The following is a 23,127-nucleotide window of genomic DNA, read 5'->3' as shown; positions in this document are numbered from 1 at the left end:
ATTAAATCCATCTTAACAGATGTCTTTTTTCGAATGTCTACTTAAAGGGGATAATACCAATATGGAATCCGTCTTTTCGTGCTGTATATGTGGCTGGTGTCAATTTTCGAGATAACGATACAGCGTTGTTTTGCTGATCCCGGTTTGTTCGCGGATTTGGGCAAGGCTATATTGTTTACTCTCATACATTTGAATCGCACGCTTGATATTCTCATCAAGCTTACGTGGACGTCCGGCTTGATTCCCTTTTTGCTTCGCCTCGTACATGCCTTTTTTTGTATTTTCACTAATCATATCGCTTTGAAATGCGAGCAGTATCTGCACATGCTGCTGGAACAATTGACCATCCGGCTTGCGTGTATCCAGTCGCTCCTGAAGTGAAACGAAATAAGCCTGCCGATGCTGTAATTCATACAGTAGCTCGGCTAAATGTTTGGTGGAATCGGCAAGGACAAACAGCTTTTGCACAATCAGCACATCATTCGCTTGCAATTGCTGGATTGCCTCGTCTAGCGCGACCCGCTTCTTTGCGGAGCGGTGCTCTTCAACGAGATAGCGGTCACAGCTAAGCGACTGTAGCAGCTGTAACTGTTGTTCGCCTTGCGGGTCTTCTTCATAAGGTCTGATATAACCGATTAACATGACATAATCTCCTGACTACAAGCAAAATATTCAACAATATCCTATAGCGCATTATGCGCGCCCTATCATCTATTTATCGTTTGGTCGGCTACTTTTACATAGATGTTTTACACTCTAATAGTTCCAAAAAGGTTCCATTTCGGAACTATATATGCTACAATCGAACTCAACATAAACCGGCCTGACTTTTATGAGAGTTAAAAGTCAATAATTTTATATCAATAAGGAGTGAGAGGAATTCGTATGAGCGCAATAAAAACAGAATGGCTGTCCAATGTGAAGGGCGATATCCTGGCGGGGATTGTCGTCGCTCTTGCTTTAATTCCAGAAGCCATTGCATTTTCAATTATTGCTGGTGTAGATCCCATGGTAGGACTATATGCTTCGTTTTGCATCGCTGTTATTACCGCTTTTATCGGGGGCAGACCGGGTATGATCTCTGCTGCTACTGGCGCCATGGCACTACTCATGGTGCCGCTTGTGAAGGAGCATGGCGTCCAGTATTTGCTGGCGGCAACAATTTTAACGGGTGTAATCCAGATGGTGTTTGGCGTTTGTAAGGTAGCGAAGCTGATGAAGTTTATTCCACGCGCCGTGATGATTGGCTTTGTCAATGCTCTCGCTATTTTGATCTTTATGGCGCAGGTGCCTCATTTTGTGGGCATCTCCATAAGTACTTATTTGTTTGTAATCGCAACCCTCATTATTGTATATGTTTTACCGCGCTTTTTCAAAGCAGTTCCCGCGCCGCTTATTGCGATCATTGCTTTAACAGCAGTAGCGATCTGGGGAAAAGTAGACATTGGCACCGTTGGCGAGCTCGGGGCGATTACACAGGCGCTTCCTTCCTTTCTTATTCCTCATGTTCCGTTTAGCTGGGAAACGTTACAGATCATATTTCCCTATTCGATTTCATTAGCGATTGTTGGTCTCGTTGAATCACTGTTAACAGCTTCGATCGTTGACGATATGACAGCAACCGAAAGTAACAAAAATCGAGAAGCACGAGGACAGGGCATAGCCAATTGTATAACTGGATTTTTTGGAGGAATGGCGGGCTGTGCGATGATTGGTCAGTCGGTGATTAATGTCAAATCCGGTGGTCGTGGGCGTTTATCAACGCTAGTAGCAGGCATATTCCTGATGTTTCTTATTCTGGTACTCGGAGGTCTTGTTGTTCAAATTCCGATGCCGGTGTTAGCGGGTATTATGATCATGGTTGCAATTGGAACTTTTGATTGGTCATCCTTTTCCTATGTACGTAAGGCACCAAAAAGTGACGTGATCGTGATGCTGACTACAGTCGTTGTTGTCGTTATAACGGACAATCTTTCGATCGGAGTCATTGTTGGCGTGGTGCTGAGTGCGATTTTCTTTGCTGCCAAAATTTCTCGCATTCATGTTGAACACGATTCAATAAATGAGGCAGACGAATCGATAAATCAGGATGTAGTATATCGCGTAAAAGGTCAGCTATTCTTTGCTTCGGTTGAAGGATTTGTAGATGCGTTTGATTATGAGGTTACGAATGCAAAGATTGTGCTAGATTTTACAGATGCGCATATTTGGGATGATTCGGGTGTCGGTGCAGTCGATAAAGCTATCATCAAGTTTCGCGCAGGTGGCAATGACGTTCTAGTTAGAGGGTTGAATGATTCTAGTGAACGTATGATTCATCAACTAGCCGTCTATCGTGATCCAAATGCCGGCTTAAAATCACACTAAAGGAGCGATGATCCATATGTATTCTCATCTCTTGCTGGCGGCTGACGGTTCGTCCAATGCAACCCGTGCAGCGATTGCCGCAGCTAATCTGATATCAGCTATGCCTGAATGTAGGGTAGAAGTTCTCTATGTTATCGATCCTGCGAAAGTGAAGGATGAAGTACTTCATGCTCAAAATCATGAAGAGATTGAATACAATCGTAGACAAAAGCTTATGCCTGTGCAGGAAGAGCTGGAAAAGCGGCATATTACGTATCATATCACAATGATTAATGGTGAGCCTGGATCAGCGATTGTTGAATATGCAGATCAGCATGAGGTGGATTTGATTGTGATTGGTAGCCGTGGACTGAATACGTTACGAGAATTTGTGCTTGGTAGTGTAAGTCATAACGTGGTGAAAAGAGCACATTGTCCGGTAATGATCATCAAATGATAGCTTATATATAAGCAAGACCCTTTGCAAATGCAAAGGGTCTTTTGTGATGCAGATCGCTAATCCGTTCTAGTATAGGTTGAATAAAGTGTAACGGATATATTATTCATTCGTTGTTTAAGTACCCATGAAGAATCGTTGATTGTATTTTGAAAGTCAGCTCATTCCAAGAGCGGTAACTAGACCATAACCTAGACATGCTAGCAGCAGCGAACCGATCAGGCTGGCAACTAGCGGACGGGCACCTAGACGACGAAAATGTGCCCATTGTACATTTAAACCTAGCCCGGCCATTGCCATCGCAATCAACAAATAGGCAAGCCATACGAGGTCGTTGGCAATGGTGGTTGGTATGATTCCTATTGTATGAATAGCGCTCATGAGCAGAAAGCCACCGATGAACCATGGAATAGGCAGACTATGCCAACGTCCTTTCATTTTGCGAGGTACCGTTGTATTCTGGTGCTGTCTACGCTGGCTCCATAACCCGATGATCATTGCGACAGGTACGAGCATAGCGACACGAGTTAGTTTAACCATGACTGCGAGATCGACTGCTGCTTGACCATCAGGAGCTGCCGCTGCTACTACATGAGCGACTTCATGTAAGGTCGCACCTGCAAAAATACCGTAGCTGCCGGGTGTCAGACCAAGCATAGGATACAGCAGAGTATATCCGACAGTAAATAAGGTGCCGAGCAAGGCTACAATGGCTGCACTGAGCGCAATTTCCTCCTCCTTTGCCTTGAGCTGAGGTGCAATAGCGGCAACAGCTGCGGCTCCACAAATCGCTGTGCCACATGCTGTCAATATACTGAGCGTTTCAGATGTCTTCAACCATCTGGCAAGTGTGTACACGATGATCAAGGTGAACGCGACATTGATTGTGGCAATAATGAGTAAAGAAGGACCCGTCCGTAGCATATCGCCTAGATTCAGTCGCATACCTAGCAGAATAATACCTAATCTCAGCAGTCGTTTGCTAGAAAAGGAGATGCCTGCTTGCCACTGCTCCTTTACACCGAATAACGTACGACAGAGCATACCGAGCAGCATTGCGATGACGAGCTGTCCAATGACAGCCAGCCAGGATAGCTCAGATAGCCATCTGGCTGCCAGAGCGATAAGTAACGTTAATAATAAACCCTGAGCGATATGCCAACGGATGGGCTTTTGCGTATGGGATAAGGGAAGAGAAAGTGACTTCATGAGGGCTGGCTCCTTTTGATTATTGATGGTTTTGACTATAGTAGTAATCGATACAGTTGATTACAATAATTAGGTATATTCACTTGAATACTGTTACTATAAGAGGTAAGTATTAAAATGTGAAATACGAGTATACTATGCTTATAATAAGTAATACTTATGATTGGATGCTCTAATTGGAAATGAATAAAGGAGGCATAAATGTGGTTGATCCATTGCGTGTATTTGTAACGGTGGCAGAGCAGCGTAACTTCTCGCGAGCAGCAGAGCTGCTTCATCTGTCACAGCCTGGAGTAAGCTTGCATATTCGTAAGCTGGAAGAAGAATTCGGTACGGTATTGATGCAGCGCTCTCCCAAGCGTGTAAAGCTGACCGATGCGGGAGAACTGCTGTATAAGCGAGCGAAGGAAATGTTGATGCTGCATGAAGCAGCCCGGCAGGACATTTTGCGTTTGCATGATATGGTGAGTGGTTCGTTACATATTGGAGCAAGCTTTACGATTGGAGAGTATATTTTACCGCATACGCTGGCGAGGTTTGCCGCTAATTATCCTCAGGTTGATCTGGAGTTAACGATTGGTAACACAGAGCGTATCGTACAGCTGATTCGTAGCAAGGAGCTGGATATCGGTCTGGTGGAAGGTGAGGTGAATGATGAACAGCTACGTATTCTGCCTTACATGAAGGATGAAATGATTCTCGTTACGGCGCCAGATCATCCGCTTGCCGCACTGGGTACGGTGCGAGTGGAGGAATTGGGCAATCAGGTCTGGAGCTTACGCGAACCGGGTTCCGGTACGCGCGCCTTTAGCGATCGCTTTTTTGCGGATACCGGATGTATGCCGCTGAAAACGTATATATTTAACAGCAGTCAGGGTGTAAAAGAAGCAGTGATCGCTGGACTGGGCATCTCGATTCTGTCCCGCTGGGTTGTGCGTAGAGAGCTTGCCTATGGTGAACTGGCTGAGGTGGTGGTACAGGGTGTACAGCAGGAACGCAGCTTTTCACTTATTTTAGCAAACGATGCGATTCCGATGCGCGTGTTAGATGCATTTATGGATATGCTGCTAGCACGTAAAATAGAAAAGTAGCCTATATATCCAGAGGGAAGTGCCGCAAATGTCTGTAAAAAGGGTAATACATATACAGCGCGATAGCTCTGAGTCTCCATGCAGACTCAAATTCATCTATCCACGGAGGAATATATGGAACAGCGTAAATACGGCAATACCGACATGAAGGTAAGCGTACTTGGCTTTGGTGGTTCAGAGATTGGTAGAGGCGTCTCGCAGGAGGAAGTGAACCAGCTGCTACATAGTGCACTGGATGCGGGCTTGAATGTTATTGATACCGCAGAATGCTATGGTGACAGTGAGGAGCTGATCGGTAACGCACTGGCAGATCGGCGCGACGATTATTATTTGTTTACCAAATGCGGACATGCGGCTGGCTTTGAAGCACCAGACTGGGATAAAACAATGCTGGAGCAAAGTATCGATCGCAGTTTACGCCGTTTACAGACCGATCATGTGGACGTGCTTCATCTTCACAGCTGCTCAGAAGAAGTGCTTCGTCGCGGAGAGGTGATTGAAGTATTGCAGCGTGCGAAGCAGCAGGGGAAGACACGTTATATTGGTTATAGCGGTGATAGCACAGATGCGCTGTACGCGATTGAAACGGGTGTGTTCGACAGTCTGGAAACGTCAGTGAATATTGCTGATCAGGAAGCGATCTCGCTAACGATACCCAAAGCGCGTGAGCGTGGCATGGGCATTGTAGCGAAGCGACCGCTGGCAAATGCTGCATGGACGAAGGAAGAAGTGAAGCCAGAGGATTATGAGTTTGTCTACTGGAACCGCTTACGGGATCTGAACTATCCATTTTTGGAGGAGCAGGATGTGCAGACGAGCATTAAGCAAGCCTTGCGTTTTACATTAAGCATTCCTGGTATAGATACTATGATCGTGGGTACAACACGTCCAACACGCTGGGCTGAGAATGCAGCGCTCTTGGAGGACGGCGTATTATCCAAAGAAGAATTTGATCGCATCCGTCAGCACTGGTTCCAGATTGCAGAGGCTGGCTGGATTGGACAGGTGTAATCTAGACGTTTAATCTTGATACTATAGGAGCAAATATGGGCAAAAAATACGGATTGAAATAGCTGTATAATCCCTTGCTAGACTTACTTGATGCGTTTGTCGCTATCGCTATCCTACGGGTCATCCAACTGAATAAGCCGCAGGCAATGGTAGAATCGTTGCTTGTGGCTTATTTGGATGGATTAATCGGATGATTACGATGAGCTACAAGGGAGTCTATCGTAGCCACTGTTAACGCATTATCAGATCAATATACGGTATCAGCTCTCCTTTTAAATCCATTATTTTACTCGCAAAAAAGTATTGCCAAAATAAAATCGATATGTTACTGTATGGCTGTAACCGGTTACACATTGAGGTGAACAATCATTGACAACGATAAAAGATGTAGCAAAGCATGCTGGCGTATCGGTTGCGACCGTATCGCGTGTAATTAATGCAACAGGGTATGTACATGAGGATACACGCCGCAAGGTAGAAGATGCGGTAAAAGAATTGAATTATACGCCTAATGAGGTAGCACGCTCCCTGTACAAGCGCAAATCGCGCTTGATCGGATTACTGCTGCCCGATATTACGAATCCTTATTTTCCACAACTCGCACGCGGGGTAGAAGACCGGATGCAGGAAAGTGGATTTCGGCTTATTTTTGGTAATAGCGATGAGAGTAAGGAAAAGGAGAAGGATTACATCCAGACCTTTATCCAGAATAATGTAGTCGGCTTGATCAGCTCGACCAATGATCCAGATAGCTCTGCCTATACAAGTCTGGACTTACCGGTCGTGTTTTTGGATCGGATCGCTAGTGATCGCCCATCTGTGTATGCGGATGGACGAGAAGGTGGACGTCTTGCAGCGCAAGCACTGATGGAGCGCGGAAGTAAGCGTATTACGATCCTGCAAGGCCCGCAGCATATTCGTACAGCGCAGGATCGTTTTCGCGGAGCGGCTGAGCTTTTAGAGGATCAAGCTATCGATTACCATGTTGTACGCACAGAATCATTTGCCTTTGCGGATGCAGAGAAATGGGCACGTCAGCTATTCGATCAGCATCCAGAAACGGATGGCGTGATCGCAAGTAATGACATTGTAGCGACTGCTGTTCTGCATGAAGCCATTCGTCTCGGTAAAAAAGTACCTGATGATGTACAGGTAATCGGCTTTGATGATATTCCACTCAGCAGCTTATTATCACCAGCATTATCCACTATTCGGCAGCCAGCCTATGATATGGGACGCGCCGCCGCTGAACTATTAATCGCACTTGTTGAGGGCACCCCTGTCGTCAATCGCACCATCCAGATGCCGGTTGCATTTGTCGAACGCGATACGACACATAAGAAACGGTAAATAGGACGCTCGTCTGCCACACCATATACGCTGACACCTGTAGACGAGCGCTGAATATAAATAAGCATCTCTTCATAATCGATCAACACTATACAATAAGGAGCCAGATAGAATGACAAATTCAAAACAAGCTAAAGTCTGTGTTGTTGGAAGCTGCTCGATGGATCTGGTCGTGACTTCCTCCCGTCGTCCAGGTGCCGGAGAAACCGTAATGGGTGAAAGCTTTAAAACTGTCCCTGGCGGTAAAGGTGCTAATCAAGCTGTAGCCGCAGCAAGACTCGGAGCAGAGGTTATCATGATCGGTCGCGTGGGCGATGATCATCTGGGTGAAACGATTTTGAACAATTTTAAAGAAAATCACGTTTCTGTGGAATATGTGAAACCGGTTACAGATATGGAGAGCGGAACGGCTCATATCACTTTGGCAGAAGGCGATAATAGCATTATCGTAGTGCCGGCAGCCAACAATGAAGTGACACCAGACTATGTACAGCAGGCAGCTGAAGCGATTCGTAGCTCGGATATTGTGCTCATTCAGCAGGAGATTCCAGCTGAAACGGTTGCGGTAGTGAGCCAGATTTGTGTAGATGCCAATGTACCGTTACTGCTCAATCCAGCTCCAGCGCGTGCCATTGATGCGGATGTACTCAAGCATGCTGCGTACATTACGCCTAATGAGCATGAGGCATCTGTCATCTTTGAAGATATGAGCTTGCAGGAGGCATTGCGTCATTATCCGAATCGTCTGCTAGTTACAGAAGGCAGCAATGGAGTGCGTTATTATAACGGCGAAGAGGAAGCTGTCGTGCCAACGTTCAAGGTAGAGGCAGTCGATACGACCGGAGCAGGTGATACATTCAATGCAGCACTGGCGGTGGCGCTGGCTGAAGGACAGTCGCTTGCGGATAGTATTCGTTTTGCTAATCGTGCAGCATCACTTTCAGTAACGAAGTTCGGCGCACAGGGTGGCATGCCGACACGGGCAGAAGTGGAGGCAGCCTTATCATGAAAAAGCATGGGGTACTGAACAGTCATATTAGCAAGGTGCTGGCAGACCTCGGGCATACCGATTATATCGTCATTGGCGATATCGGTCTGCCCGTGCCAGATGGCATTCCGAAGATCGATCTAGCACTGACCTATGGCGTTCCGAGCTTTGAACAGGTCGTTGATGCGATTGCTGCGGATATGGAAGTGGAAAAGGTAGTGATCGCTTCGGAAATGGTGGAGCAGAATCCAATCGCCTTTGAATATATGAATCAACGATTTGTAGGGATTGAGCAGCAGCAATGCAGTCACGATCAATTCAAGCAGCTAACAGGCGGTGCAAAAGTTGTGATTCGCACAGGTGAAGCGAAGCCGTATGCGAACTGTATTTTACAAGCAGGTGTTTATTTTGGTGAAACATAATCGGGTAACAACGGATTCATACATGAGGAGGGATAGCAATGCACATTCAAATGAATAACATCCACAAAGCATTTGGCACGAATCAGGTGCTTAGCGGTGTTGATTTTGAATTACGAGCGGGTGAAGTGCATGCGCTGATGGGTGAGAATGGAGCAGGTAAATCCACGATGATGAACATTCTCGTTGGGCTGCATCAGCGAGATGAAGGAACGATTGCGATCGATGGCAAGGAAACGTATTTTACCAGTCCGAAGCAGGCGGAGGAAGCTGGAATTGCTTTTATCCATCAGGAACTGAATATATGGCCTGAAATGACCGTGCTGGAAAATCTATTTATCGGGAAGGAAGTTACATCACCGGTAGGCTGGTTGAATAGCCGCAAGATGAAAGCGTTAGCAAAAGAACAGTTTGCACGTCTTGCTGTCCATTTACCCTTACAGCAGGAAGCCGGGCTATGCTCGGTCGGCCAGCAGCAGATGATCGAGATTGCCAAAGCATTGATGACGAATGCGAAGGTCATCATTATGGATGAGCCAACCGCAGCGCTGACGGAGCGCGAAATTCAGAAGCTGTTTGATGTCATTCGTGCGTTGAAAAAGGAAGGCGTATCGATTGTATACATCTCGCACCGGATGGAGGAAATATTCGCTCTGTGTGATCGCATTACTGTGATGCGCGATGGACGTACCGTCGATACGAAGGACATTCCAGCGACTAGCTTTGATGAAGTTGTCCGTAAAATGGTAGGTCGCGAGCTGACCGAGCGGTATCCGTCCCGTGCATCTAAGCCTGGTGAAGTCGTGCTGGAGGTAAAAGGCGCCACCAAGCAGGGACAATTCAGCGACGTGAGCTTTACCGTTAGAGCAGGCGAGATTGTCGGCTTTTCCGGTCTGATGGGCGCAGGGCGTACCGAGATTATGCGTGCATTGTTCGGTCTGGAATCGCTTGATCAGGGTGAGATTCGCATTCATGGGAAGTCGGTGCGTATTCGTCGTCCAGATGATGCAGTTCGTCATGGGATTGGCTTTATTACAGAGGATCGGAAGGATGAAGGATTAATTCTCGACTTCTCTATTCGCGATAATATGGCGCTACCTAACCTGTTCAGCTTTACTTCAAAGGGCTTTATTTCTAGCAAAAAAGAGCAGGAATTTGTGGACACACTTATCAAGCGTTTACAGGTGAAAACACAATCGGCAGAGACGCCTGCTCGCAGTCTATCCGGTGGTAATCAGCAGAAGGTCGTGATCGCCAAATGGATCGGTATCGGGCCGAGCCTGCTCATCTTAGACGAACCAACACGCGGCGTGGATGTAGGCGCCAAGCGGGAAATTTATCAGTTGATGAATGAGCTGACAGACCGCGGCGTAGCGATCATTATGGTATCGTCCGAGCTGCCAGAGATTCTGGGAATGAGTGATCGGATTATCGTTGTGCATGAGGGCAAGCTCAGTGGCGAGCTTCCACGTGAGCAGGCGACACAGGAACAGATTATGACTTTAGCTACAGGAGGACAATAATATGCAAACTGCAACCCAACCCAAATCCGCCGGGCGCAACATTTCCGAGGTGACACAAAAGCTTGGCCCGCTGCTCGGATTTATTATTCTCGTCATTATCGTATCGATTCTAAATCCTGCATTTTTGGAACCGCTTAATATTTTGAATCTGCTTCGTCAGGTAGCGATTAATGCATTGATCGCATTCGGTATGACCTTTGTTATTTTGACAGGCGGAATTGATCTGTCGGTAGGCTCGATTCTCGCATTATCCAGCGCATTCGTAGCTAATCTGATGTTGTCAGGTATGGATCCCGTGCTGGCTATCATTATTGGCTGTCTCGCTGGTGGCGTGATGGGGATGATTAACGGTCTGATGATTACGAAGGGGAAAATGGCACCCTTTATCGCCACACTGGCAACGATGACGGTCTTCCGTGGCTTAACGCTTGTCTATACGGGTGGTAATCCAATTACTGGACTTGGCGATAGTATGGCATTTCAGCTGTTCGGACGTGGATACTTCCTCGGTATTCCAGTTCCAGCGATTACGATGATGATCGCCTTTGCGATTCTATGGGTGATTTTGCATAAAACTGCATTTGGACGTAAAACATATGCGATCGGTGGTAATGAGAAGGCTTCGATTGTGTCCGGTATTAAAGTAACACGCGTGAAAATTATGATCTATTCGCTTGCAGGTATGCTGGCTGCATTGTCAGGAGCGATTCTAACATCTCGTTTGAACTCTGCTCAGCCAACTGCGGGAACGTCCTATGAGCTGGATGCGATCGCAGCCGTTGTACTTGGAGGTACGAGCTTATCCGGTGGACGCGGACGTATCGTGGGTACACTCATCGGTGCACTGATTATTGCTACACTGAACAACGGTTTGAATCTGCTCGGCGTCTCGTCCTTTTACCAGATGGTCGTCAAAGGTGTCGTGATCGTAATCGCTGTACTGATCGACCGCAAGCGCTCCGCTTAATGTGAATGATTTATTTCTATCGTGAAGCCTCTATTCGTACTGTAGACCAACGATAGCTATGAGCTAGATCGTTAGACGAACATGGCATCATAACCGAATGGTCTACACCGTAATTCAATCCATCCGAACAAACGGCTCAAAGAAAGAAGGGAACCTGATGAAAAAGATTAACATGCTACTCGCGTTCGCGCTGACGATTCTATTGCTGGCAGGCTGCTCTATGCAGCCACCGGAATGGGCGAAGCCGAAAAAAGCAGCGACTACCGGAGAAATGACCATCGGATTATCGATCTCAACGCTCAACAATCCATTTTTCGTCTCATTAAAAGATGGCGTAGCTGCTGAAGCGCAGAAGCTCGGTATTAAAGTGATCGTCGTCGATGCACAAAATGACTCTGCCAAGCAAAGCAATGATGTCGATGATCTGCTACAACAGGGTGTCGATGCACTGCTGATCAATCCGACCGATTCCGCAGCGATCTCCGCTGCCGTTCAATCAGCAAACAATCTGGATATTCCAGTCATCACACTGGATCGCTCCGCTGATAAAGGCGAAGTCAAAACACTTGTCGCTTCCGACAATGCCAAAGGCGGACGCATGGCAGCTGAATACCTCGTCAAACAGCTTGGTAAAGGCGCCAAAGTCATTGAGCTACAAGGCGTACCTGGCGCATCGGCAACTCGTGAACGTGGTAAAGGCTTCCACGAGGTCGCTGACAAAGAACTCGATGTAATTGCCAGTCAGGCAGCCGATTTTGACCGTACCAAAGGCTTAACCGTCATGGAAAATCTTTTGCAGGCTAATCCTGACGTAAAAGGCGTATTCGCCCATAATGACGAAATGGCACTCGGCGCCATCGAAGCGATCGAGAGTGCAGGCAAGGACATCCCTGTTGTCGGCTTCGACGGTAACGAGGACGCTATCAATTCGATCAAGCAAGGCAAGCTAACCGCCACCGTCGCCCAGCAACCAGAGCTTATCGGTCAAATGGCAGTAGATGCTGCTCGCGATGTATTACAGGGCAAATCGGTAGAATCCTCTATGCCGGCTCCACTCAAGCTGGTGACAAAGGACAGCGCGGAATAAGGATGAAGCAACGGCTAAGAAGAATAGCAAAAACGAAAACCACTCCCAATCATAGCGTAATATTCCATGAAACAAGATGATTTTATAGCTTGGCGGCAACTCATAATCGAACTACAGCACCTATACAGTGAAATTTATCACGCTTAAACTCATGATTTGCTTAAACTCAACAGCCAGCAATGGTATACTTGCAATAACGCAGGTATATCTATGCCTGTTGAGTTTTGCTATTTATGCCCAAAAGCAGGAAATTACTTATCATGAATGGAATATAAAGCAGGCAACAGCAGAACAATTCGCCTTATGGCGAATGTACAATGCTGACCGGACGAACAGGCATAGTTGCAGGATGATTCGTGAGAAATCAGTAACTACAATATAGTCAATATCCGCCTGCCGGATGCATGATTAAAGGAGAAGGAATCATGTTTATTATTTTATTGCTCTGCTGTCTAATCATCGGCTTAATTACCTTTGGCAAAAATTGGCCTGCTGCGCCAACCGCTGCGGGTAGCATGGTGATGGCACTGAGCATTTTTGTATCAGGCATATGGCCGTATATGTCGGGTCAGAGCGTGAACAGTTTGTCGTCCAGACTGCTTGTGCTTGGAACGATATTGATCTGGCTGTACTTGCTAGCGAGTTATTTGACGTCGATCCGTCGGTCTACATTTTATCGTGATCATCTGGCTGATCCGATGCGCCGTCTGGCGATTGGAAGCTGGGCAACCGGAACATCGGTGCTGTTGATTAATGTGTATTATGCGTTTGGAGCTGGCTGGATCAACGAAACGGTTCATATTATGGCGGTGCTCAATGTGGTACTGTGGTTGTTCTATTTATGGTCAGTACTGAGTGGCTGGCGTCAGCTTGCTGGTGGATCGTATCGAGGACGATGGGACGGAAGCGTATGGCTACCCGCAACAGCTACTCATTCCATCGCATGGATGATCCATGAGGTGTTCGATCTTGCCGATGGACTGTGGGTTAGCCGTATTCTGATCGCTGCGGGTATGGTGATGTACGTTATCGGAGCATGGCAGCTATGGCGACAACGGGCTAAGCGTCCGCGGACGAAGCAATCCTATGGGTGCTGGAATACGACCTATGTTATGGTCTACGGTGCGCCTGCGATTGCTGCGGTCACCGCAAGTGCAACCCATGCGTGGAGTGCTGCACGTATTATGGATGCTTGGTGGATTATTCTGGCGCTATTATTAGTTGTCGAAGGACGCGAAGCGCTTCAGGCGACGAATCGCATTCGGAATACAGGCTGGCGCACAGGCATTGGACGCTATCATACCGCACAATGGACACGACTGTTCACACTTGGTATTTTCTATGTACTAACGTGGTATACATTGCCGCTCTTACAAGAAGGCTCGCTATCGTTCGTGCTTCATCGGTGGATGTTGACGGGTGGAGGATGGCTACTGAGTGTACTATTCCTGCTGGAGCTTACCTTCTGGCTCATTGCACTGGTTCGTCATTGGGGACAACCAGCACCGGAAAGCGATGCGGCTAGTAATACAGGCATGAGAGTACGTCATCATTAAGAAGCCGTATCCATCCACAGCTACTTGTAAAAGAAGGATGGTACGCGACTAGCATCCTACCTAAGAAATGAATATTCTGTTTATCGTATAGCTTGATCAGCGCCCGGTGCTTGAACCGGGCGCTTTTTTAGATCGCAAATTGCTATGCGTTGTACAACCCTGCTTACCTTTCGTTTAACTTTTCTTCTTTATTTGTATCCTCATGTTTATCCTCATCCTTGCCCTGATACTCATTACGATAGACAGAAGGAGACATATGAAAATACTGCTTAAACGCACGACTGAATCGTTCCGCTGTCGAAAAGCCGATCGCGCTTGCGACATCGCGAATCGTCTGATCGGTTGTGAGCAGGAGCTGTGTCGCCGCTTCCATCCGGGCACGAAGCTTTTTGGCTGCAAATGACATGCCGTATTGCTTGTGTACGGTTCGCTCCGTTTGTCGTGTGCTTAATCCGATCGTTTTGGCAAGCTGCTGAAGCGTGATCGAATGATACTCATACAAAAAGCTATTTTCAATCGTTACCAGTCTGCGATCATCCAGTGTTTTGAGCGGAGCATGCGAGGACGGAAAATGATCCGTATGGTAGTGGCGGAGAGTTCGCGTAATAATCAGCTCCAGAATATTGGTAATCATAGCGTGGAATCCGATCTGTTGCAGCGAAGCCTCCCGAGCCAGCATGTCAAATAGCGACATCATCTGCTCCGTATCCTGTCCAATCCAGAAGGGTTGCTCTACAAGCCATTGGGACAGCAGCGCTTCGCTATGATTGGAGCGCTGAGCGTGAGGCGAGGAAGTTTGTCCGGATATAATTTCGAAAAAGATGCAATATTCTGCCATCGGATCATTCATATCAGGGATTTGCTCATGCTCAATATCTGGCCCTGTCATAAACAGCGTACCCGGCGTTAGCTGGTAATGCCGTCCATCGGCGATTAGATGACCGCGACCACTTGGAATATAATGCAGCTCATAGCTGCCTTTACTATGACGATGCCTCGGCATGGAATGATAGAAATAGCCGAATTTGACATACAACACATTCAATACAAGCTCATCCAGTCTGAGCTTGATATTCATATCCTCAATATGGATAGGGGGCAGGTTCATAGTCATTTCTCCTCTGTCATAATGCGACATCTTAATCACAGCAGAGTCAGCTCCTGTCATAACGACGCTCCTCTTTTCTCATTATAATTATAGCTAGGAAGAACAGATGAGGAAATGAGGGACATGGAATGAATCAAGTAGCAAATCATTTGTATCAAAAGGGCAATTACGCACTGGATTATACAGAGCTCAAGACCGATCAGCCAGGGCACGCCTGGCGTGAAGGCATGGTCAGCGGAAATGGAACGAATGGCTATATCACTTCAGGCTCGCCCTACCATGATAGCTTTATTTTTCAGCATATGTGGTTTAACTTTCCTTCTGCCGATCCGCGGCATATTCCTGCTGAGCTAACCGGACAGCTCGAAGAAGCAAGGCACCATGTCTTTAATCAAAATGATCAGTGGACAATCAAGCATGATAATGGTCAGCGACGTAGTAGAACGTTCTATTATAGTTATCATCCCGGACATCAGCTACGACTTCACCTGCATAATGAAAGCGATGTGACAGAGTATACACGTTGGACGAATTATGAGACAGCAGAAACGGGTGTAGCCTATCGCAATATAGAAGGGCAGTGGATGCGTACATCATTTACATCACGGACGGATAACGTTTCGATTACGAGATTGCAGCATTCCGATCAGGGAAGCAAGCTTCATCTCACCCTATCTATCGACGATATCTCGCATATGAGCGGCGTACAAGGGAGTATGTCTGAGGTTAAAGCACTTCGTTATAAAAAGCTTGTCGATGCAGAGGCTCACTATATTGCGCAGATCGCTCATTATCCAGCCTATGCGGATAGCGAGCTACGTGAGGGTGGATATGCTGGTGTAACAGGGGTGGTCATTGTAAATGGCACGAAGGAGCGAGTGGTGCTGGAAGATACCGATGAGCAGATGAATGTAGGAAAGGAGCAGAATCCTGCGATTCGCATTCAAGATGCGGATGCGGTATACCTGATTACGGTTTCCGGACGGACGCATACGCTTGGCGATATAGAAGCATTTGCCGATCAATCCCAGTATGACCTGCTGGATCAGCTCATTCAGCATACGAATAAGGTTATACAGAAGTACACGAGCACCGAAAGAATATTCGATTATGAAGAAGCGCTCGCTGCTCATGCTGCATGGCAACGAGCGGAGTTTAATGCTGTTCAGTTCTCGCTAGTAGGAGACGATTCGGATAAATATGCAGATAATGTTACATTGATCGAACGGCAAAAGGCTTCACCTTACCGCCTGAACCATGCGTTTGTAGAGCAGATTTATAATCAGGGACGATATGCGATGATCTGCTCTAGTGGTGCCAGTGCGCCGCGATTATGCGGGATGTGGACAGGCGAATGGGACCCGGGCTGGCGGGGCATTTATACACTGGATGCTAATGTGAATCTGCAAGTGGCGGCGATGAACACCGGACAGCTTACAGAAGCGCAGCGCGGCTATATTACATTTTTCCTGCGGAATGCGCCTGATTTTCAGCTTAATGCGCAGATGGCTTACGGTATGCATGATGCGATTCAGATCAGTGTCAATTCCGATGGGGATCGTGCGATGCATGTAGAGTATGATAATGATTATCCGTTTGAATACTGGAATGCTGGAGCGAGTTGGTGTCTGTTGCCGATTTTTGAATACTGGCAATGCTTTGGCGATACAGAGCTTCCGATTGTGCCAGAGATGAACATCGATCGGCTGCAAGCTTTGCTATCGGTAGAAGACGGTGGACTAGCGGACGAGGCGTTTGGAAGGCTAAAGAAGCGTGGTACGCTGGAGCTGGCAAAGGATATTTTGTTACCACTACTCACCAAACAGGCGAACTTCTGGGAGCAGATCTGCACACCGGAATATTTTACCGATCAGGCGGGTCGTGTTCATTATGAAGCTGGCAAAATGGAGCTGCTACCGGGTGAGCGTTATATGATCCTTCCTGCCTATTCACCGGAGAATCACCCGATCGGCTACAACAGCACAATTACAGCGAATGCGACGATGGACATCTCGGCGGCGCGAGATGGATTGAATATGACGATTCAGGTAGAACAGGCGTTACAGCGTCCAGGTTATGAAGTGGCAATTGCACGCTGGGAAGGCTTGCTCGCTCAGTTGCCCCATTATCGGTATGATACCGATGGGGCGTTATGTGAATGGGCGATGGATGACTATATTGAGAATAACAATCATCGCCATCTAAGCCATCTCTATGCGGCATGGCCTGCTTACGAAACGCAAACCAATCCTGCACTGGCTACTGCCTCCAGCATCGCGCTGCATAACCGGGATCTATTCAATACAGAGGATGCAACAGCCGGACACGGATGGATGCACAAAGCACTCGTGCATGCCCGTTTGAAAAATGCCGAGGGTGTTCAGCAAGCATTGTTGCCCATGACTGAGGATGGATATTACACATCACTTATGACCGATCATGATACGAATCGTAGAAATGATTGCTATTGCACGGATACCTCTTTTGGCGTGGTCGCTGCCATCCATGAGGCGTTGCTGTATTCCAATACAGGGGAGATTGAAGTGTTACCTGCATTGATTTCAGATTGGAAGGCAGGTAATATGTATGGTCTGATGGCACGAACACAGGTGAAAGTAACACAGCTATCATGGGATATCGAGGCTGGGTGGGTAGAGGTGAAGCTGTCTTCGCTTCGATCTGCTCAAGCAATTAAGTTAAGCTGTGGTATAGCGTGGACGACGGTATCTGTGGATGGAGTAGAAGCGAAGGGACAGATGGATGGGGGTAGCGCATATATAACAGTTGATTTTCATAAGCAGCAGGAGGTTACCGTGCGATTCCATTTAAAATAAATCAACGATCTCGAACCGAATCAGATTCAGCCGTTTATGTGGCAGCTTAACCAACCTATATAGTTGGCTGGTACAGATACTAATTATGAGATCATGAAATCGTAACGAGAACAGGCGACAGTACCGGATAAACCGGAGCTGTCGCCTGTTTCGGATGGTTGATGAAATATTTGAAGCTGGGCTACTCCTTCACCCCAATTCCAGAGTAGTCAGCGCCAAAGCAAAATGAGGTCTAGCTAGATAATAGTGTCCATTCCTGCTGCGATCCAGTGAAAATGGGACAGCGAGGACGTTTGTTGTATATCTGTATACGACTTACAGTTGTTCACCGTTAGAAGCGATAACCTGCTTATACCAGTGGAACGAGTCTTTTTTGGAGCGAGCCAGTGTACCGTTACCGTCATCGTCCTGATCTACGTAGATAAAGCCGTAGCGTTTGGACATTTCGGACGTGGACATGCTGACGAGGTCGATTGGACCCCATGCGGTATAACCCATAAGCTCAACACCGTCACGAACCGCTTCCTTCATTTGCTCGATATGCTTGCGCAGGTAGTCGATACGATATGGATCATGGATCGAGCCATCCTCTTCCACCTTATCATAAGCACCCAGACCATTTTCTACAATAAATAATGGCTTTTGATAGCGATCATACATCGTGTTCAGCGTCACGCGCAGACCGATTGGATCGATCTGCCAGCCCCAGTCGGAGGATTCCAGGTATGGATTTACTACGCTACCCTCTACCAGGTTACCCACACCTTCTTCACCTGTAGGCTTTTCAGCAACGGCGATTGTCATGTAATAGCTGAAGGAGATGTAGTCGACCGTGTACTGCTTCAGTAGCTCATCATCGCCAGCTTCTTTTTGCAGCACAATGTTATTTTCTTCAAAATAACGATCCATGAATTTCGGATATTCACCGCGTGCATGCACATCGGTGAAGAACAGGTTCATCTGGTTAGCCAGCTGTGCCTTACGGATATCCTCTGGATTACAGCTATTCGGATATGTCTCCATACGAGCAAGCATACAACCGATCTGTGCATCTGGAATGATCTCGTGGCAGAGCTTGGTTGCGATGGAGCTAGCAACGAACTGATGATGCAGCGCCTGATACATGCCTTGCAGCTTGTTATCCAGACGATCCACAACGACACCGCCGCCAGTGAAAGCACTGATCGTGATCACGTTGATCTCGTTAAAGGTCAGCCAGTATTTTACTTTATCTTTGTAGCGCTTGAACACCGTCTCCGCATAGCGTGCAAAATGTCCAACAACCTCGCGATCGACCCAGCCATTGTATTTCTGCGTCAGACCGAGCGGTGTCTCATAGTGAGACAGTGTCACGAGTGGCTGAATGCCATACTTGAGCAGCTCATCGAATACATTATCGTAAAATTGCAGACCTTCCTCGTTCGGCTGCTCATCGTAGCCGTTCGGGAAAATACGTGACCAGTGGATCGACATACGGAATACTTTGAAGCCCAGCTCAGCAAACAGAGCGATGTCTTCTTTATAGCGATGGTAAAAATCGATACCGTCACGTTTTGGGAAGCGTGCCTGAATTTCACCATTCAAAATACCTTCGATGCGGTCAGAGGTGATCTCCATCGCATGGGAAAGCTCCTTGCTGCGTTGATCTTTTGGAATGTAAGCGATCATGTCTGCACTGGACAAGCCTTTGCCGCCTTCGTTGTAGCCACCTTCAAGCTGATTGGCGGCTGTAGCGCCACCCCATAGAAAGTCTGTAGGAAATCCTTTTGGTGCCATCTGCATAACCTCTTTCTGTATAAGATCGATTGGGCTGTAACGGATGAAACGAAAAAAAACCTAAACCGGAACAAAAGCAGCATCTTCATGCCGGTTTCGTTGCCAATTTAGGTTTTGCCTGCATCACCAGTAACAATCCTGTGTTATGTTATTGCCTTTTCACGTTTATTGTATACGATGACAAAAGCGTTTTCAAGCTTTGTGCGCAAAATGTCGTTTGTTCACAGGATTGACGTTACTGCTGTCGAAAGTTGTCTTATACATCATGTGTAGAAAATGATATAATACGTATACATCTATTCATGCTACGGAAAAGGAGGTGAATCTCTTGCAGGATATTCAGGACTGGCTGCCTTATCTATTGTCGATCATGCTGATCATTGTGCTCACCTGTTCATTGATTTTGCGATTATACTGTGATGTGGCACGCTTTTGGCTGATTGGCAACCGGGTGAAGGAGCATATTGTATTCCCACTCATTTTATCGATCACCAGTCATCCGGCGCCACTCCGTTTATCCCGGACAATACGTAGGAAGGAAGCGCCCGATGATGATGGCTCGGACTGCTGCCTCCCGTTGATTGCATCTAGTTATACACATCAACGAGGAGGAACAATATGGACGTATTCAAGGGATTCACTGGAGTTTCAAGTAAAAGGGGCCGCATTTACGGGCTGATGCTCGTTATGCTACTCATGGTGCTGCTAGCTGGCTGCGGAAATAATGTAACGACGATCGATTCGGGCACACCGGGCTTTTTCAATCATTATGTTGTATTTCCGTTGTCGTATAGCATGCAGCATATTGCAGGCTGGTTTGGCGGTAGCTATGGGATGGCGATTATCGTGCTGACCTTGCTCGTGCGCTTTGCGCTATTGCCGTTCATGATGCGACAGGCGAAGTCGCAGCAGGCGATGAAGCGAGTGATGAGCCGCATGCAGCCTGAGCTGGACGCGCTGAAAAAGCGTTACGAAAATAAAAAGGAACGCGAAGAGCAGCAAAAGATGCAGCAGGAAATGATGGAGCTGTACAAAAAGCACAATTTTAATCCGCTGAATATCGGTTGTCTGCCGATCCTCATTCAATTGCCGATTCTATCAGGTATGTACACCGCGATTCGATTGACACCGGAGCTATCTACGCATTCATTTCTCTGGTTCAAGCTAGGACATCCGGACTGGATTATGGCGATTATTGTGGCGGCTCTGTATCTTGTGCAGGCGAAGCTATCGCAAAAGACGATGACACCCGAGCAGCAAAAACAGATGGCGCTTATGGCGTATATTTCGCCGATTATGATGGCATTCTTCTCCTTCAGCGCGCCGGCAGCGATGCCACTGTACTGGATGGTGAGCGGTACATTCCTCATTCTGCAAACGCTGTTGTTCCAGCGTATGTATCCCGTGGATGCGGCACCGGTTGTGGAAGAAGCTGCTGCGATTGAGGCTGAAGCACTGGCGGCCGTTCAAGCCGATGCGGATACAGCCAAGCCAGCTCCAGCCAAGTCCTCCAAAAAACGTAAAAATAATACCAAAGCATCTCCTGTAAAATAATTATCCTTTTCAAGCCACTCTGCCTCTATCGGGAACAGAGTGGCTTTTGCTATGAATACATAGTGGAGATTGAATGGATTTCTAGCTATGCAACCGTTGATATCACTTTCGTTTGCCTCATGGACAGAAAATTGAATCGTCAATATTTTGTAAAAGGTAAGCGTTATCAATGAATGAAGCGTATAGGTATATGCTTCAAAATCTGGTAAGCTAGAATGATATGAAGATAGGTACAGTATGATAAAGAGAGATTAGGAAATGGATAGGAAAGGAAATGAGACAATGAAGGTTCTCAAAATCATTATCCAGATCGCGCTGCTGTATGCGTTCGCCTGGTTAGGTGGGCAGATTCAACAGTGGCTGCATCTGGCGATTCCGGGCAGCATTATCGGACTATTGTTGCTATTTGTACTGCTGCTCTGCCGGGTTGTTCCGGTATCGTGGATTGAGGCAGGTAGTACGACGATTTTATTTTATTTGCCGCTATTTTTCGTACCTGCGACGGTTGGGGTGATCAATCATCTGGATTTATTTGCAGGCAAAGGACTGCTGCTTGTAGCGATTGTGATCGCCAGTACAATCATTACGATTATCGCAGCAGGTCATGCAAGCCAGTGGCTGGCGATCTTAACGGAACGCAGACGTGGAACGAATGAAACGATCGACAGGGTAGAGCAGATGCAAGCAGAGCTAGAAGAAGAGAGTGGTATTCGCATGACGTCGCAGATCGCACAGGATGAGCGAACTATGCACAACGATAAACAGCAAGCGGCTTCTGCTTCATCTCATACGAAGGATGCTTCTCAGGCGAAGCTGTATAGAAAGAAGGGAACACAGCTATGACGCTTATTATTGCAATAAGTATGGTAGCAGGCACTGTGCTCATCTATGCGCTGATGGCGATCTTATATAAACGCTACCGTTTACCTTTTCTGATGCCTGCATTAACGGGTACCACAGCGATTGTGATCCTTTTGCTCGCTCTGCATATTCCATATTCGACGTATATGGTCGGCGGACAATGGATTAACCAGCTACTTGGTCCTGCGGTTGTAGCACTTGCGTATCCTCTGTATAAACAGCGACAGCAGCTACTCAAAAACTGGATTCCCATTGTGGGTGGCTCGTTAGCTGGCGTATTTGCAGGCATGCTGAGTGGGATGCTGCTTGCGCTAATGCTGGGCTTTAGCCGCTCGTTTATTTTATCTGTGGTGCCGAAGTCAGTAACGACACCTGTCGCAATTCAGATTGTGAATCATCTAGGTGGAGACTCGTCTTTAACCTCGGTGTTTGTAATGATTGCAGGCTTTACGGGTGCAGTTGTCGGTTTATCGGTGCTGAAGTGGTTCCGAATTCATCATGTGATCGGCAGTGGTATTGCGCTGGGCAGTGCAAGCCATGCTCTCGGAACGGCGAAGGCACTGGAGATTGGAGAGCGTGCGTCCTCACTAAGCTCGATTGCAATGACGATTAGTGCGATTGTGGCATCGGTGATTGCGCCGCTGGTCGTATGGTTAGTCTTTCATTGATAAGATACGGTCGTTGATGCAATGTGAGGCTTGATGGAAATGATTAAATATGGGAGATCCATGATTGGGATTTGTTTGGCGTTTATATGCTTGATAACATACACCACCTCTGTTAAGGAATAAGCGACTGTGATTTGATAGAATCCTAAGAATATACAGAGTAGAAGTAAGGGGAGATTCCTGGGTTTGAAAGCAGTAAGATTAGGCTTCAAAGCAACAGGATATTTTGCTGAGCTAGAATCATTTTTGATTGAATCCCATGTTAGGAAATCACCAATATCGTAAGTGATCTATTTATCTTATTTCCTCCGATTGCGTGCTT

The 23,127-nt window shown here is 47.0% G+C and carries 19 protein-coding genes; 15 read left to right on the top strand and 4 right to left on the bottom strand.

Annotated features, from left to right (window positions below; all coding sequences use genetic code 11):
* Window positions 1–99: 99 nt before the first annotated feature.
* Entirely contained in the window at window positions 100–642 is a 543-nt protein-coding gene (locus IEX62_RS20180; protein WP_188777632.1) for a recombinase family protein, read from the bottom strand.
* Between the two features lie 243 nt (window positions 643–885).
* On the opposite strand from IEX62_RS20180, the gene IEX62_RS20175 reads away from it, so the two are divergent.
* The gene (locus tag IEX62_RS20175) at window positions 886–2,367 is read left to right on the top strand and encodes a SulP family inorganic anion transporter (protein ID WP_188777630.1); all 1,482 of its coding nucleotides are present in this window, start codon (window positions 886–888) and stop codon (window positions 2,365–2,367) included.
* Window positions 2,368–2,383: 16 nt separating this feature from the next.
* The gene (locus tag IEX62_RS20170) at window positions 2,384–2,803 is read left to right on the top strand and encodes a universal stress protein (RefSeq protein ID WP_188777628.1); all 420 of its coding nucleotides are present in this window, start codon (window positions 2,384–2,386) and stop codon (window positions 2,801–2,803) included.
* 156 nt (window positions 2,804–2,959) lie between these two features.
* Here the strand turns inward: IEX62_RS20170 and IEX62_RS20165 are convergent, their stop codons facing one another.
* A complete protein-coding gene (locus IEX62_RS20165; protein WP_188777626.1) occupies window positions 2,960–4,012 on the bottom strand; it encodes a YeiH family protein in 1,053 nt (350 codons plus the stop codon).
* A gap of 182 nt (window positions 4,013–4,194) precedes the next feature.
* Between IEX62_RS20165 and IEX62_RS20160 the strand changes: the two genes are divergently transcribed.
* The 9 genes from IEX62_RS20160 (at window position 4,195) to IEX62_RS20120 (ending at window position 14,004) form a co-directional block, all read left to right on the top strand.
* Window positions 4,195–5,103, top strand: a complete 909-nt coding sequence (locus tag IEX62_RS20160; protein WP_373289171.1) for a LysR family transcriptional regulator — start codon at window positions 4,195–4,197, stop codon at window positions 5,101–5,103.
* Between the two features lie 114 nt (window positions 5,104–5,217).
* Complete coding sequence (locus IEX62_RS20155) at window positions 5,218–6,114, top strand: aldo/keto reductase (RefSeq protein ID WP_188777625.1); 897 nt, start codon at window positions 5,218–5,220, stop codon at window positions 6,112–6,114.
* Between the two features lie 369 nt (window positions 6,115–6,483).
* A complete protein-coding gene (locus IEX62_RS20150) occupies window positions 6,484–7,464 on the top strand; it encodes a LacI family DNA-binding transcriptional regulator (RefSeq protein WP_188777624.1) in 981 nt (326 codons plus the stop codon).
* A gap of 112 nt (window positions 7,465–7,576) precedes the next feature.
* The gene (gene rbsK / locus IEX62_RS20145) at window positions 7,577–8,473 is read left to right on the top strand and encodes a ribokinase (RefSeq protein WP_188777623.1); all 897 of its coding nucleotides are present in this window, start codon (window positions 7,577–7,579) and stop codon (window positions 8,471–8,473) included.
* A complete protein-coding gene (gene rbsD, locus IEX62_RS20140; protein WP_188777622.1) occupies window positions 8,470–8,874 on the top strand; it encodes a D-ribose pyranase in 405 nt (134 codons plus the stop codon). The genes rbsK and rbsD overlap by 4 nt, the downstream gene beginning before the upstream one ends.
* A 38-nt stretch (window positions 8,875–8,912) precedes the next feature.
* On the top strand, window positions 8,913–10,394 hold the full coding sequence (locus IEX62_RS20135) for a sugar ABC transporter ATP-binding protein (protein WP_188777620.1): 1,482 nt from the start codon (window positions 8,913–8,915) through the stop codon (window positions 10,392–10,394).
* 1 nt (window position 10,395) lies between these two features.
* Window positions 10,396–11,361, top strand: coding sequence for a ribose ABC transporter permease RbsC (rbsC, locus tag IEX62_RS20130; RefSeq protein WP_188777617.1), 966 nt, complete (start codon window positions 10,396–10,398; stop codon window positions 11,359–11,361).
* Window positions 11,362–11,518: 157 nt separating this feature from the next.
* Window positions 11,519–12,448 carry a ribose ABC transporter substrate-binding protein RbsB gene (gene rbsB, locus IEX62_RS20125; RefSeq protein WP_188777615.1) on the top strand — a complete coding sequence of 310 codons (930 nt, stop codon included), beginning with the start codon at window positions 11,519–11,521 and terminating at the stop codon, window positions 12,446–12,448.
* Window positions 12,449–12,873: 425 nt separating this feature from the next.
* Window positions 12,874–14,004: a hypothetical protein gene (locus IEX62_RS20120; RefSeq protein ID WP_188777613.1), complete on the top strand. Its 1,131-nt coding sequence runs from the start codon at window positions 12,874–12,876 to the stop codon at window positions 14,002–14,004.
* A gap of 163 nt (window positions 14,005–14,167) precedes the next feature.
* Here IEX62_RS20120 and IEX62_RS20115 read toward each other — a convergent pair whose 3' ends face one another.
* The gene (locus tag IEX62_RS20115; RefSeq protein ID WP_229685975.1) at window positions 14,168–15,112 is read right to left on the bottom strand and encodes a response regulator transcription factor; all 945 of its coding nucleotides are present in this window, start codon (window positions 15,110–15,112) and stop codon (window positions 14,168–14,170) included.
* A 128-nt stretch (window positions 15,113–15,240) separates the two neighbouring features.
* Here IEX62_RS20115 and IEX62_RS20110 point away from each other — a divergent pair, with 128 nt between their 5' ends.
* The gene (locus tag IEX62_RS20110; RefSeq protein ID WP_188777611.1) at window positions 15,241–17,946 is read left to right on the top strand and encodes a glycosyl hydrolase family 95 catalytic domain-containing protein; all 2,706 of its coding nucleotides are present in this window, start codon (window positions 15,241–15,243) and stop codon (window positions 17,944–17,946) included.
* 315 nt (window positions 17,947–18,261) lie between these two features.
* On the opposite strand, the gene IEX62_RS20105 is transcribed toward IEX62_RS20110, so the two are convergent.
* Window positions 18,262–19,728, bottom strand: a complete 1,467-nt coding sequence (locus IEX62_RS20105) for a glycoside hydrolase family 1 protein (protein ID WP_188777608.1) — start codon at window positions 19,726–19,728, stop codon at window positions 18,262–18,264.
* A 612-nt stretch (window positions 19,729–20,340) separates the two neighbouring features.
* Between IEX62_RS20105 and yidC the strand changes: the two genes are divergently transcribed.
* The 3 genes from yidC (at window position 20,341) to IEX62_RS20090 (ending at window position 22,805) form a co-directional block, all read left to right on the top strand.
* Window positions 20,341–21,276 (top strand): membrane protein insertase YidC, encoded by a 936-nt coding sequence (gene yidC, locus IEX62_RS20100; RefSeq protein ID WP_188777606.1) that lies wholly within the window; start codon window positions 20,341–20,343, stop codon window positions 21,274–21,276.
* 282 nt (window positions 21,277–21,558) lie between these two features.
* Window positions 21,559–22,119 (top strand): CidA/LrgA family holin-like protein, encoded by a 561-nt coding sequence (locus IEX62_RS20095; protein WP_188777604.1) that lies wholly within the window; start codon window positions 21,559–21,561, stop codon window positions 22,117–22,119.
* On the top strand, window positions 22,116–22,805 hold the full coding sequence (locus tag IEX62_RS20090) for an LrgB family protein (RefSeq protein WP_188777602.1): 690 nt from the start codon (window positions 22,116–22,118) through the stop codon (window positions 22,803–22,805). The genes IEX62_RS20095 and IEX62_RS20090 overlap by 4 nt, the downstream gene beginning before the upstream one ends.
* Window positions 22,806–23,127 lie beyond the last annotated feature (322 nt).

Origin of the sequence: Paenibacillus hunanensis (genome assembly GCF_014645615.1) — a bacterium.
GTDB classification, from domain to species: Bacteria; Bacillota; Bacilli; order Paenibacillales; family Paenibacillaceae; genus Saccharibacillus; species Saccharibacillus hunanensis.
The sequence above is the reverse complement of the archived record's forward strand: the minus strand, read 5'-3'. Positions and strand labels throughout refer to the sequence as shown.

What these genes read in the sequence shown, in the direction of transcription:
- IEX62_RS20180 (WP_188777632.1), bottom strand. Translation starts at nt 642, where the DNA reads ATGTTAATCGGTTATATCAGACCTTATGAAGAAGACCCGCAAGGCGAA.
- IEX62_RS20175 (WP_188777630.1), top strand. Translation starts at nt 886, where the DNA reads ATGAGCGCAATAAAAACAGAATGGCTGTCCAATGTGAAGGGCGATATC.
- IEX62_RS20170 (WP_188777628.1), top strand. Translation starts at nt 2,384, where the DNA reads ATGTATTCTCATCTCTTGCTGGCGGCTGACGGTTCGTCCAATGCAACC.
- IEX62_RS20165 (WP_188777626.1), bottom strand. Translation starts at nt 4,012, where the DNA reads ATGAAGTCACTTTCTCTTCCCTTATCCCATACGCAAAAGCCCATCCGT.
- IEX62_RS20160 (WP_373289171.1), top strand. Translation starts at nt 4,195, where the DNA reads ATGAATAAAGGAGGCATAAATGTGGTTGATCCATTGCGTGTATTTGTA.
- IEX62_RS20155 (WP_188777625.1), top strand. Translation starts at nt 5,218, where the DNA reads ATGGAACAGCGTAAATACGGCAATACCGACATGAAGGTAAGCGTACTT.
- rbsK (WP_188777623.1), top strand. Translation starts at nt 7,577, where the DNA reads ATGACAAATTCAAAACAAGCTAAAGTCTGTGTTGTTGGAAGCTGCTCG.
- rbsD (WP_188777622.1), top strand. Translation starts at nt 8,470, where the DNA reads ATGAAAAAGCATGGGGTACTGAACAGTCATATTAGCAAGGTGCTGGCA.
- IEX62_RS20135 (WP_188777620.1), top strand. Translation starts at nt 8,913, where the DNA reads ATGCACATTCAAATGAATAACATCCACAAAGCATTTGGCACGAATCAG.
- rbsC (WP_188777617.1), top strand. Translation starts at nt 10,396, where the DNA reads ATGCAAACTGCAACCCAACCCAAATCCGCCGGGCGCAACATTTCCGAG.
- rbsB (WP_188777615.1), top strand. Translation starts at nt 11,519, where the DNA reads ATGAAAAAGATTAACATGCTACTCGCGTTCGCGCTGACGATTCTATTG.
- IEX62_RS20120 (WP_188777613.1), top strand. Translation starts at nt 12,874, where the DNA reads ATGTTTATTATTTTATTGCTCTGCTGTCTAATCATCGGCTTAATTACC.
- IEX62_RS20115 (WP_229685975.1), bottom strand. Translation starts at nt 15,112, where the DNA reads ATGAACCTGCCCCCTATCCATATTGAGGATATGAATATCAAGCTCAGA.
- IEX62_RS20110 (WP_188777611.1), top strand. Translation starts at nt 15,241, where the DNA reads ATGAATCAAGTAGCAAATCATTTGTATCAAAAGGGCAATTACGCACTG.
- IEX62_RS20105 (WP_188777608.1), bottom strand. Translation starts at nt 19,728, where the DNA reads ATGCAGATGGCACCAAAAGGATTTCCTACAGACTTTCTATGGGGTGGC.
- yidC (WP_188777606.1), top strand. Translation starts at nt 20,341, where the DNA reads ATGGACGTATTCAAGGGATTCACTGGAGTTTCAAGTAAAAGGGGCCGC.
- IEX62_RS20095 (WP_188777604.1), top strand. Translation starts at nt 21,559, where the DNA reads ATGAAGGTTCTCAAAATCATTATCCAGATCGCGCTGCTGTATGCGTTC.
- IEX62_RS20090 (WP_188777602.1), top strand. Translation starts at nt 22,116, where the DNA reads ATGACGCTTATTATTGCAATAAGTATGGTAGCAGGCACTGTGCTCATC.